The following is a 13008-nucleotide window of genomic DNA, read 5'->3' on the forward strand; positions in this document are numbered from 1 at the left end:
TTATCAATCACCAAACTCCAACTGATTTCGTATGAGTTCGTAATAAACTCCTTTTTGAGCAGACAGTTGCTCATGGGTGCCTGTTTCTGTAATTCTGCCTTTTTCCAATACCACTATCTGATCGGCATGTTGAACGGTGCTTAACCGGTGAGCCACTACAACGACCGTTTTCCCTTTAAACACTGTTCGTAAATTATTGGTAATCAATTGTTCATTTTTTGCATCCAGCGCATTGGTAGCTTCATCAAACAACAAAAATTTCGGATTCTTGTAAATCGCTCTTGCTATCAAAATCCTCTGTATCTGCCCTCCACTAAGTCCTATTCCTTCCTGCCCTATTTTAGTGTCATATTTCAAAGGCAATTCATTGACAAATGAATCTATGTTTACAATAGCTGCAACAGAATTGAGTTGTTGTAAATCAGGAGGGAGATGTCCCATCGCAATATTTTCGGCAATGGTTGCTGAAAAAATATATCCGTGTTGCATCACCACCCCGCATAAGTTTCTCCATTGTTTAGGGTCTGTTGAGGTGAGTGGAATATCTCCCAGCAAAATTTCACCTTCCTGTGGTTCGTAAAATTTTAAGAGCAATTTTAACAACGTTGTTTTTCCGCTACCGCTTGCCCCGACAATAGCCGTTGTTTTTCCGTTTGGAATTTCAAGGTTGATATTTTTCAATACTTTTTCGGCATGAGGACCTCCATAAGAAAAGGTTACCCCATTCAGCCGTATAAAATCTATTTCTTCCGGAGGAGGCATTAGCCCTTGTTCTGCCGAAGCCTCACCCGGCTTTGTATGTATTTCGTTCAGTCTTTCTATGCTTAACCTCGCATCCTGAGCCGATTGTAAAAACCGGACAAGGTCGGCAACAGGAGCGTTCAATTGTCCGACAATATAAGAAACAGCCAACATCATTCCCAGACTCATGTTACCATCAATAACTTGCCATGCTGCCAGAAAAACGATTATTATGTTTTTAAACTCATTAAAAAACAAAGCGCCTAATTGTTGATATTCTCCAACTGACATAGCGCGCAGGTTAATCCGGTATATAGATTCCTGTAATAGTTCCCATTTTTCCCTGCTTAAGTTTTCATATTGGTTGAGTTTAATTTCCGTCATTCCGCCAATCATCTGAACCAGCAAATTTTGTTGTTCGGATAACCTGTCGAACTTTTCAAAATCCAGTCTTTTGCGCCGTTCCGAAAACAGCAAAATCCAAATGATATAAAGCGCGCTGCCGGCTGTAAACACGCCGAAAACCGGAAAACTATACATTGCCAATACGATGCCAAACACAATCAGGGTAAAAACAGAATAAGTAACATTGAGCGAGGCATTGGTTAGAAACCGCTCAATCCGTTGATGGTCACCTGTCCTTTGCAATAAATCGCCCGTAAGCTTTACCTCAAAAAAACTAAGCGGCAATTGCATGAGTTTTGCCAAAAAACCGGATAAAATCGCGCGGTTAACGGAATTCCCTACCCGCAAAGCAATCCGGCTTCTGACAAACTCGAACAGGGTTTTTCCGGACAACAGCAGGAGCTGCGCCAATAAAACCAGATAAACGAAATGCAAATTATTTTGACCAATGCCCTTGTCAATCAACATCTGGGTCAAAAACGGAAAAGCAAACTGAATCAGACCGGCAAAAAAAATGGATAAAACCATCCAAACAACAGACTTTTCATGTCCCTTTAGATATGGGATAATAAAACCCAATCCGGCTTTTTTTTCTTCATCACCGGTGTTTTTGAAAAAAGCTTCTGTAGGTTCAAGGGCAAGCGCAATTCCGACCGCATTGTCAGATTTGGCATCGCCTGTCCAGTTTTTTGTAAACTCCGGTTCCGTGTAAACAGTTTTTCCAAAGGCGGGGTCTGCCACATAAAACTTGTTAGCTTGAATACCGTAAACTACCACAAAATGTCGTTGTTGCCAATGAACAATACAAGGCAAGGGCATAGTTGTTTTGAGTTGTTCGACATCAATCTGGACTCCTACGGCAGACATTCCGATACTTTCCGCTGCATCACGAATACTCAGAAGTGTAGCGCCCTGTCTGTCTGAGTAACTGAGTTCGCGAAGTGACTGTGCAGTGTAATGTCTGCCGTAAAATTTAGCTATCATACGCAGACAGGCAACTCCGCAATCCATAGAATCCAATTGTTGGTAAAACGGAAATCGGGGCATGGTCAGGGGTTAATAGAGTGTTTTCGTATTTTTTTACATTTTGATGACTTTGCAAATGTAGCAGATTGCAGAAAGTAATTTAACCTTTTTTAGCCATTGAACCCGTATAATATGTTTAAATTTGCGCTTCAAAGTCAAAAAACATCACAAACAACCGATATGGATATACATACGACTTCTTCGGGCGCAGATTTATTGCTGCTCAATGAACGCATACAACATGAAAGTGCATTTATCGAACTATTAGAACAAGAACTGGGAAAGGTAATCGTCGGTCAGCAACAAATGGTAGAAAGGCTGCTGATTGGTTTGTTGTCGGAAGGACACATTTTGCTGGAAGGGGTCCCGGGATTGGCAAAAACTCTGGCCATCAAAACCTTGTCTGAGGCAGTTCATGCCAAATTTAGCCGAATTCAGTTTACCCCTGATTTATTACCGGCCGACTTAATCGGGACTATGATATTTAACCAAAACGAACATAAGTTTACGGTCAAAAAGGGTCCTATATTTGCCAATTTTGTGTTGGCAGACGAAATCAATCGCGCTCCCGGTAAAGTTCAGAGTGCCTTGCTTCAGGCAATGCAGGAGAAACAGGTAACTATTGGCGAAAATACTTACAAATTAGAAGAGCCATTTTTAGTATTGGCAACACAAAACCCCCTTGAACAAGAAGGCACCTATCCCCTGCCGGAAGCGCAGTTAGACCGTTTTATGCTCAAGGTCATCATTTCATATCCTGAAAAGGAAGATGAACAAAAAATCATGCGGATGAATGTCAACAATACTTTTGGAAAGGTTGAGCCTGTTTTGAAAACGGAAATTCTGCACCGCGCCCGAAATGTTGTTCGCGAAGTTTATATGGACGAAAAAATAGAGCGCTATATTTTGGATATAGTTTTTGCAAGCCGCAATCCGAAACAGTACAAATTAGACAAAATTGCGCCTTATATAAATTATGGAGGTTCACCCCGAGCCAGCATCAATCTCGCTTTGGCTTCGAAAGCTTATGCCTTTATCAAACGCAGGGGGTTTGTCATTCCCGAAGATGTTCGGGCTATTTGTTACGATGTACTTCGTCATAGAATTGGAATTACCTATGAAGCAGAAGCCGATAATATGACTTCGGAAGACATTATCCGGGAAATCCTCAACACAGTAGAAGTGCCATAATCTCAACCGAATTTTAACACATGGATAGCACAGAACTGCTCAAAAAGGTAAGAAAAATAGAAATTAAAAGCCGGGGGTTGTCCAACCATATTTTTTCGGGTGAATACCATACTGCTTTCAAAGGGCGGGGAATGTCTTTTAGCGAAGTTCGCGAATATCAATATGGAGACGAAGTTAAATTTATAGATTGGAATGTCAGCGCCCGCTTAAGAAGCCCTTATGTGAAAATATTTGAGGAAGAGCGCGAGTTAACGCTGATGCTGCTGGTTGACATCAGTCCATCCTCCTTTTTTGGAACTTTCAGACAATTAAAAAGCGAATTGATCACCGAAATCTGTGCAGTACTTGCCTTTTCAGCCATCAACAACAACGATAAAGTTGGGGTAATTTTTTTCGGTCAGGAAATAGAAAAATTCATCCCTCCCAAAAAAGGAAAAACCCATGTGCTTCGCATCATACGCGAATTGCTGGATTTTGCTTATGGTGCAAAAGCACAGGAAGCAGAAGATAAGCGGCTTCAACTTGCAGAAGCAAAAAAAAATCAATGGTGGCAGCAAAGGAAAGGAATGCTCGAAAACCTGTTCAGATTAAGTCCCCGAAATAAACGAAATCAAAATAACGTTTCAATAGGTGAATCTCAACTTCAAATACCCACAACTAATATTGAACATGCTTTGAGCTATTTTACCAATGTCATCAAACGCCGGAGCATTGCATTCCTGCTTTCCGATTTTTTGGCAGAAGGGTATGAAAAAGCATTGCGCCTTGCAGCTCAAAAACACGATGTTGTTGGAATTCATGTTTACGATATCCATGAACAAGTATTGCCCAATGTCGGAATGATACGGGTTATTGATGCAGAAACCGGACAAGCACAATGGTTAGATACCACTGATAAAAATATACGCAAAAGCCAGTTTACCGCTTTTCAACGAAAAGTTAACTATTGCAAAACATCTTTTGCCAAAAGCAGTTCCGATTTATTGAATATTTCAACCAAAGATGACTATGTAAAACATCTTATTAGTTTTTTTAAAAAAAGAGGGGCTTAATCATCATGAAAAAAACCACACTACTTTTTTGTTACTTCCTGTATTTGATTAGTGCTTATGCACAAAGCAGTGAATCCAATGTTTCTAATAAAGAAACTAAGTATGGAATCAACGAAAAACCGGCTCAATCTGCCGTATCAATAAAACCGATTAAGAACGATCAAAACCAAAACAATACAGGGCTGGAAGTCAAAGTTGAGGCCACTCAACCAACTATCGAGGAATCTTTTCCTCCCTTCAAGTCGAATACTCCGGTTACTAAATACGAATTATACAGCTTGCTTAAAAAACATCTGGAGGCCAATAACTATAAAAACTGGATAGTAGCTGAGCGGATTTCAAACTTTTATGTCATTTATAAGGAACCGGTAATAATTGTACCGGAAAAAGGCAATGCCGAATATGAATCGGAAGCTAAAGAAAACGAAGCCCTCAGTAAATTATATACTCCAAAAACCTTTGAAATTGCGATTGAGTTTACCGCTTATGATACCGAATCTTTATTTACTCAATCCAAAGACAACAAAGTATTCCAAACACAACCTGAAGAGCTTAAATCGCTTTACCAAATGGAGGGTATTTTTGAAAATACAGAAACCAAAGAATATTATGCAATGGATAATGACGAACGAAACCGTTTGTCAAAATACATGTTGGCAAAAATTTATTTAGACAATTCTCCCGGAAAGGAATCTCCCAATTTATATGTGCAGAATTTTACGGTAACTCTTAAATATCCGTCAGGATATTACCGGACTATTCCGGTTCAGGTAAACGAAGAAGCCATTAAAATTATACAATTTGTTGAAAATACGCTGCGCAACAATCAATAACTACACCGGGTTTAGAACTCAAAGGCACTTATCTGCGTTATATTTTCTATTGGTTTAATAAAACTGCAAAGAAACCTGACAGTAAAAAAGTAACGACATTCAAGTTATCTAATTTTGAATCATTACTTTCCATTTTTTGCTGTCCGATTCTTTGAATTTAATACCCTTTTTACTGCTTTGATATGGGTTTGCTACTGAAGATTGTGATCATTTGTGTTGTGGTATATTACTCGGTCCGGTTTGTTGCCGGCATTTTACTGCCCATTTATATGGCAGCTAAAAAAATTCAGAAGCAACAACAACAGTTCACCTCAAATAAATCATCGAACCATTCGCCCGACTCCCAAAATAACCAGGTTTCTTACAGAGGCGGGGACTATATAGAATATGAAGAAATAGAAAACCGCTAATCTACCCGCTGCGGATAATTTTCTGATTTCCCGAAGCGATACCCAAAAATTCCACCACAAACACCGCCGATAATATGCGCAAACTGCGCAATATTGTCTTCCTGAAAGGAAGAAATCACTTCGTTTCCTAAAAATAAAATCATTACCAGCAAAAAGGTAAGTGGAATATGACCGCTTTTAAAATTGGTGAGGGAACTGAGCAAAATAAACATAAACACGATACCGCTTGCACCCAACAAGCCCGATGAAAAAACCGCTGCACTTAAAATTCCGGTAATAAGTGTGGTGATCAGCATCATTATCATCAACATTTTAGAGCCGTATTTTTCCTCCAACATAGGTCCGAGCAATAAAATTAAAGTCAGATTACTGACCAAATGCCCCCAATCAGCATGGCCTATAGAATGAGAAGCCAACCGGAAATAAGTCAGGGGATCGGCAATGTCCATATCGGGATAAACCGTAAATAGACCACGGGTCAGTCCTTCAAAAGAAAAACTATCTAATGACATGATAATGGTACAAATCAAAGTAAAACTCAGCACCACAGGTGAATTGTATGTAATTTTCATAGCTTTGTTTTAACTGCAAACATAATAAATTCTCACTAAGTTTCAATTGTCTGTTGATTTTCAAAAAATCCCTTAATTTTTTCCTGAAACAGATTAATTCTATTTTAAAAAAAAGGGTTACAACCGCTCTATCAGTTTTTTAATTAAAAAAGTCATGTTGGGTTCAGCAGCTTTAGCAACAGCAATGACATCTTCTACACTAACCACCTCTACCCTTTCAGGTGGAAACCCGATATCGGTAATTACTGAAACCGCAAAAACTGATAACCCACAATGAGCTGCTACAATAACCTCCGGAACTGTTGACATCCCCACTGCATCTGCTCCTATACGATATAGATAGGCATACTCTGCTTTTGTTTCAAGATTTGGCCCCGTTACACTGGCATAAACTCCCGTATGGCATCTGATATGATGTTTCCGACCAATTTCTATTGCCCAAGAGATCAGGTCTTTGTCATAAGCTCTGCTCATATCGGGAAAACGGGGTCCGAGTTCGTCATAATTTTTGCCTCTTAAAGGGTTATCGGGATGAAGGTTGATATGATCGTCAATTATCAATAAATCTCCTTTCTCCAAATGTTTACCCATGCCTCCTGCGGCATTAGAAATAAATAGTTTCTGAACTCCTAAGCGTTTCATGACTCTAACCGGAAAAGTAACCTGCTGCAAAGAATAGCCTTCGTAATAATGAAAACGCCCTTGCATTGCAACTACCGGTTTTCCGGACAAATTGCCGAACAACAATTTTCCGCTATGACTTTCAACGGTTGATAACGGAAAATTTGGAATTTCCTGATAAGGTATCTCTTTCCGAATATCAATTTCTTCAGCCAGATTGCCTAAGCCTGTACCCAAAATTATTCCAATTTCCGGTTCAAACGGCATCCTGCCCTGAATAAACCTGGTTGTTTCTTCTAATTTAAGAATTAAATTTTCCATTTCTTAAGAAGCTTATTTAAGACCGCTAAAATAGCAAAAGCCCCCGACACTTCGAGGTGTCGGGGGCTAATGGTTCTAATTAGTTTTTAAAATCTGTACTAATTAGGGTTTTGGTATTCTTGAACCTGCATCGGCTGGTCCTGAAGGTTTCGGCATGTCATTTTGAGGAGGACAAACGCGGAACTCAACACGACGGTTCAAGGCATGATCGGCATCAATTGCTTTGCGAACCGGTGAGTCAGACAATCCTGATACAACGGGCTCTAATTCACCGCGATACTGGATAACCAAGCGGCTGCGTGCGATACCATAATCTTTCACTAATTTTTCAACTACTTCTTTGGCGCGTTTGTAAGACAATACATCGTTGTACGGATTTGAATGTCTTACGTCTGTATGGCCGATAACACACAAAGTGGTGTTGGGGCAATCGCGCAAGAAACGGGCAACCTCTGCCAACTGAGCATCAAAAGCAGGTTTGATTGAGTATTTGTTCAGGTCGAACAAGATACTGGGTAATAAAGGATTGGCACAGGGATCAGCTTTTGCAACCGGAGGTGAACATTTTTTAACGCAATCGCAGAAACCTTCGATATCATCACATTTGATTTTGACTTTAGGAGCAACACCGTATTGGTCAACTAAATCAATTGCGTCATATCGGGTATGAGGTTCGCGGTCATCGCAATCCAAAACGCCGTCGCGGTCGCTGTCTAACATTCTTCCACGAGTATCAACCGGACAGTTTTCACGAGAATCGGGTTCTTCATCCCATGCATTAGGCACACCGTCTTTGTCGTCATCAGTTAAGTCGGGCAAATCGAGATTTTCGCAGCAAGGAGCTTCGGCTAATTCTTCGTAAGTATAATCCAAAGGATTCATCCACCAAAGCGGCTCAACAGAATTTTTAGAACCCAAATTGAAGTTAAGTCCTAAGCCTGTAAAAACATACGTATCATAGTCGCGGGTTAAAGCACCCCATTCTTGCCATCGTTGACCATCCAACAAGTCATCGTTAGTATAAGTAACGCGACTTTCCAAAGCCAGATTCACAACACGGCCCAATTTAAACGCTAGACCAACACCGGCATGAGCTGTAGGTTTGTATGAATAATTATCAAAAGGAGAGTAATCATCAAAATGACGCTCTGCCTGAGATTCAAATTCACCGTCAACAAAACTATCCAATTGGTCCAATACATCTTTGCGCATATCGTAGTTGCCGGTGTAAATGTCAGAAGCAACTAAGGCCTCATATCTGTCGGCATAGGTATTTCCTTCAGCATCCAATTGGTCCATAAAAGTGCGATAAGCAACCCCACCAATACCGGCAAGACCATAAAGCCCGATTTTTGTTTCGCGTTTGTGGAAACGGATATTGTGTATGTTAAACACACCGGAAATACTTAACTCACGGATATTGGTTTTGTAATTATAGAACACTTGACGTCCCGTATTTGTAACGGGGTCTAAATAGTTGGGGGTTGGTCCGTCTTCATTATATTCATCATAGAGAGAACTTCCGCCTAAGGCTCCGTTCGGGTGGTAAGTAGGATCAATACTGCTGTAAGACCATCCTTGAGCAGCCTGCCAGTTTCTACCCCATGTTGAACCCATCATGAAATTACCTCTCAACGAGAAAACATAGCCGAATGAACGACGAATATGACCGCCGAAGCCAAGTTTTGTATGAAATTTATCGCCGGCCTTCCAATCGGTAAATCCGGTTTTAACATCACCGCTCACCATCAGCAAACCAGCATCAATACCAATTTCCCACTTATCGCGTGGTTTGGCAGGATAGTTATATTTTCTATCCAAAAACTTGTCTTGTTGGTCTTGCCTTCTTTTGGGTACAAAATCTTTGTACTCTTCACTTCTAAAAGAAGGATAAGGGTACTCGTCCGAAGATTTTTCTTCTTCTGCTTCTGTAGAAGTTCCTTCTTCGCTCTCGGTGTTACCTTCTTCTTGGGCAAACAAACTCACTGAGCTTGCAAACAAAATGAAGAAAGCAAGAAGCCAGTGTTTCTTACCTAACATCATAAGGTGTAGTTTTAGTCCGTTATATTTTAAATTTTCAGTTTCAGTCTTTAATGTTCAAATCCTCTAAAAACCTTGTGCTGACTGACATTGATGCCAATGTTTCGTAGCTGAATAGTACGCAAATATATGTTGCTCCATTTGATAAACAAATTTATTTGCTACTTTTTTAAAAGTTTTTTACTTCAAATCTTCCTTTTTATTCAATTCAAGTTGCAAAGCTAACAAAAACGGCTATATTTGTTAATTGTTTTGCCGCAAAAAATTTTTTTTTGCCTTAGAAAACTGCCCCACTTTTGGGGCATCTTTTTAAACCATCCCCATTATATCCTATCTTAAATAACTATATTTTAACTGCGTCGGCATTAATTTCAAATTAATGATGGCTTCAATCCTGTTTATTTGCGGGGCAAGATACAACAAAGTTGGAAATTCAAATTGTTTAAACACCCTAAAAGATATTTTTTGACTTTTTATTTGATTTCAGACACCTGCAAATTAAAATAGAGCATCTTTTTAGATACAATTTTTAAATACCGCAACAAAAAGTAACTGTTTTACACTAAATTAATAACTATTTCTCCCAAAAAGTAAGCCAAAATCAATCCAACAACAAAAATTTCAAACCGCTCTCTATATAAATAAGGAATCTCCCGGAAATTCTGTCTTTAATCAATACCTTAAACAAATTTTAATTCAAATAACTTAAACCGAAAAACATGAAACGATTTAAATCAGTTGCCATAATTCTTCTGTTTTGCTCTTTGGCAATATGGAGTTCCTGTAACAACACCGGCGTTAGTTTAGACCCCACACAAGTGAAAACTAAAGTTGACTCAATTGTACAGGTACAATCAGTCGCTATCAGAGATTCTGCAAATGCTGCCTGCCAGTTACATATTCAAACTCATTTGGCTGTAAAAGCCGATTCTATCGTGAGTGCCAAAGCAAGCGGGAAGTAAGTACTTTTTTCTGCAAACTGTATTCTTTAACAATCAAATTTTAAATTTCTCTAAAAAAACATTCAACATGAAAAAGTTTCTTTTTTCCATCATAGTTATATCAGTAGTATTATTTGTTTTTTCCTGTAACAATGCCGCTGAACTTGAAAAACTGAAAGCTCAGCAACAGGAAGAAATTGATATTCAGGTTGCAACTCAACTCAATACCCTAAGAGCAGAATTAGATAGCGCATGCAATATGCAATTTGATGCCATGCTTACATCGAGGGTCGATTCTTTGCTTGCCGCTGCTGAATCTGCAAAAGCCGGCACTCCTAAATCAGGAACTAAACCTAAAACTACTCCTAAAACAACCCCGACAACAACGACCGATACCAAACCTAAAACCATTGACGAGAAAATGAAAGATGTCAGGGGTAACGCAACCAAAACAAATGAACCTAAAAAAGAAGTTATATTGACTCCCAAAGAAGTAGAAGAGCGTATGAAAAATGTAAGAGGAAATGCTACTAAAAAAGAGGATAACAAGTAACCCAATTTCCCACTTATAATTATTTAGAACTTCCGTTTTTTTTCCCACTCAAGGTTTCCATTACATTCTGTTTTTTTATTTTTTTGCTGTTCTTTCAAAAATTTTAAAAAATTTATCAAAAGCCCTTCGAAATTTTACCTTTAAGTTCATAAAGGTGAATTTTCTGAAGGGCTTTTCATTTCACGAATGTTTGATTGTCTTGTTTTAAAAATTCTTCCAGAATACCCATATAACAGAATTTATTCCAAAAAATCGGGAGGCATTTCGCAAATTCTGTCAAGTAAAATCCAGATTCCTTAGAAGGCTTAGTCTGTTTTTACCAAAGTTTGCCACTATTCCAGGCAATAAGTTGACATCTTGCCGGTAATATTCAACTCAACTAAGATTTAAAAGGATATTTTTATCTTTTTTGAAACAAGAAACGAGGCATTTCCTGTTTCAATTTTCTGTTTTGAAGTAAGAAACGGGGCATTTCTTATTTCTTTCAAAGTTTTTAAAGTTGGAAACGGAGCATTTCCTGTTTCAATTATCTGTTTTGAAGTAAGAAACGGGGCATTTCTTATTTCTTTCAAAGTTTTTAAAGTTGGAAACGGAGCATTTCCTGTTTCATTTTAATATTTTGAAACAAGAAACTGGGCATTTCTTATTTCTTTTCTTTTTTTTAAAATAGGAAACGGCGCATTTCTTGTTTCATTTTTGAATATCATTCCCAATTTAGGAGTACAAATAAAACTAATGGGCTGCTTAAGAGAAATAAAATTAATTAAAACGTTCATGTGCTTGTTTTAAAAAGTTATTCTAATCCCTGATTTGTTAATTTTAAACAACAAATTTTGCATTGTTTGAAAATTATCTACAATAAAAAGTCATTCATTCGTCATTGATTTTATTTTTTTAAAGAAATGGCTTAGTGATGTTACCTGTTTGCAACTAAGCTTAACAATTTGAATAAGTAATAGTACCTTTGCAGGTCGTGCCTAAACTTTAAATTTACATCAGGCATTTAACTTTCAGTAGATACCCCTTTTTAAAAATGCCCGTTCCAGACATATACTATTTAGTGTTGGTTGTCATTGGTTCTGCCTTGTTTTCAGGCATTGAGCTTGCTTTCATCACTGCCAATAAAATTTCTTTGGAAATTCAAAAACAAAAGGGCAGTATGACTTCTAAAGCATTAACCGTTTTTTACAACAATCCAACCCAGTTTTTAGGGACTTTATTAATTGGCAACACGGTGATGCTCGTCATTTACAGTACCTTGTTTGAAGCCATGCTTCATCAGCCATTACCGGATATTATCACACAGTCGAAGGCCTTAACCATTGCAATTGTTACTTTTATTTCAACAGTTGTCATTCTTATATTTGGAGAATTTGTTCCTAAAAACATTTTCCGGATTAACCCAAACGCATTTTTAAACATTTTTGCCTTTCCGGTATGGATCGTATATATTTTGCTGTTTCCTTTTGTCAGGTTCAGTGTATGGCTGGCAGAGAACATAATTAAACTGGTTTGGGGCATTGACTATCAAAAAGTGCCACAACCTACCCTAAGCCTTATTGATTTACAGCATTATGTTCATTCCAATAAACAAAATCCGGATGAAGATTACAAGGTAGATACGCTATTGTTCCAGAGAGCTTTGGAACTGCCATCTGTCAAAGCAAGGGCATGTATGGTGCCTCGACTTGAAATTGCTGCCATCAATAAAGACAGTCAAATTGAGGAGGTAAGGAAATTGTTTATCGAAACGAAACATTCAAAAATCATTGCCTATCAAAACAGTATTGATGATGTGGTCGGTTATATCCATCATCAGGATATTTTGAAAAACACCTATAAAATATGGCCTATAATAACTGTTCCAGAAGCTATGCCGGCCACCAATCTGCTCAATCTTTTTATAAAAGAGAACAAAAGTATTGCATTGGTAAAAGATGAATTTGGAGGAACAGCCGGCATCATCACCTTAGAGGATATTATGGAAGAAATCTTTGGTGAAATTCATGACGAATTTGACAATGATGATTTTGTCGAAGCTTTTTTAGAAGATGCGGATGAATACTTATTGTCGGCGCGCCTCGAAATAGATTATCTCAACGACAAATATGGTTTTAAGATTCCTCCCGGCGACTACGAAACCCTGTCAGGTTATATCATAGCCCGAAACGAAGATATTCCGGACGAAGGAGAAGTCTTGTATATTGACGAATTTCGGTTTACCATTTCCGAAGTCAGCAATACTACTGTCAAAACAGTCCGTATGAAGCTGATAGAAGAATAACCGGCTACTCCATGCCAA

10 protein-coding genes are annotated in these 13008 nt (G+C 38.4%); 6 read left to right on the forward strand and 4 right to left on the reverse strand.

Translation table 11 applies throughout. From position 1 onward, the window contains the following. Positions 1–3: 3 nt before the first annotated feature. Entirely contained in the window at positions 4–2193 is a 2190-nt protein-coding gene (locus IPM47_00310) for a peptidase domain-containing ABC transporter (GenBank protein ID QQS29430.1), read from the reverse strand. A 159-nt stretch (positions 2194–2352) separates the two neighbouring features. Between IPM47_00310 and IPM47_00315 the strand changes: the two genes are divergently transcribed. From IPM47_00315 to IPM47_00325, 3 genes are read left to right on the forward strand one after another with little or no spacing between them, the layout of a single operon-like run. Further along, on the forward strand, positions 2353–3363 hold the full coding sequence (locus IPM47_00315; GenBank protein ID QQS31353.1) for a MoxR family ATPase: 1011 nt from the start codon (positions 2353–2355) through the stop codon (positions 3361–3363). Positions 3364–3383: 20 nt separating this feature from the next. After that, on the forward strand, positions 3384–4415 hold the full coding sequence (locus IPM47_00320) for a DUF58 domain-containing protein (GenBank protein QQS29431.1): 1032 nt from the start codon (positions 3384–3386) through the stop codon (positions 4413–4415). Positions 4416–4420: 5 nt separating this feature from the next. Beyond that, positions 4421–5248 (forward strand): hypothetical protein, encoded by an 828-nt coding sequence (locus IPM47_00325; protein QQS29432.1) that lies wholly within the window; start codon positions 4421–4423, stop codon positions 5246–5248. 406 nt (positions 5249–5654) lie between these two features. Here the strand turns inward: IPM47_00325 and IPM47_00330 are convergent, their stop codons facing one another. The 3 genes from IPM47_00330 to IPM47_00340 all read right to left on the reverse strand — a co-directional run bounded on the left by IPM47_00330 (position 5655) and on the right by IPM47_00340 (position 9215). Next, positions 5655–6230 (reverse strand): rhomboid family intramembrane serine protease, encoded by a 576-nt coding sequence (locus IPM47_00330; protein ID QQS29433.1) that lies wholly within the window; start codon positions 6228–6230, stop codon positions 5655–5657. A 117-nt stretch (positions 6231–6347) separates the two neighbouring features. After that, on the reverse strand, positions 6348–7172 hold the full coding sequence (locus tag IPM47_00335) for a purine-nucleoside phosphorylase (protein QQS29434.1): 825 nt from the start codon (positions 7170–7172) through the stop codon (positions 6348–6350). Positions 7173–7274: 102 nt separating this feature from the next. Next, on the reverse strand, positions 7275–9215 hold the full coding sequence (locus IPM47_00340) for an OmpA family protein (protein ID QQS29435.1): 1941 nt from the start codon (positions 9213–9215) through the stop codon (positions 7275–7277). A gap of 716 nt (positions 9216–9931) precedes the next feature. Between IPM47_00340 and IPM47_00345 the strand changes: the two genes are divergently transcribed. From IPM47_00345 to IPM47_00355, 3 genes are all read left to right on the forward strand, one after another. Beyond that, a complete protein-coding gene (locus IPM47_00345; protein QQS29436.1) occupies positions 9932–10174 on the forward strand; it encodes a hypothetical protein in 243 nt (80 codons plus the stop codon). A gap of 67 nt (positions 10175–10241) precedes the next feature. Further along, a complete protein-coding gene (locus tag IPM47_00350; GenBank protein ID QQS29437.1) occupies positions 10242–10706 on the forward strand; it encodes a hypothetical protein in 465 nt (154 codons plus the stop codon). A gap of 1033 nt (positions 10707–11739) precedes the next feature. After that, the gene (locus IPM47_00355) at positions 11740–12990 is read left to right on the forward strand and encodes an HlyC/CorC family transporter (GenBank protein ID QQS29438.1); all 1251 of its coding nucleotides are present in this window, start codon (positions 11740–11742) and stop codon (positions 12988–12990) included. Positions 12991–13008: the final 18 nt, after the last annotated feature.

Source organism: Sphingobacteriales bacterium (assembly GCA_016700115.1).
Classification (GTDB): Bacteria; Bacteroidota; Bacteroidia; order Chitinophagales; family UBA2359; genus UBA2359.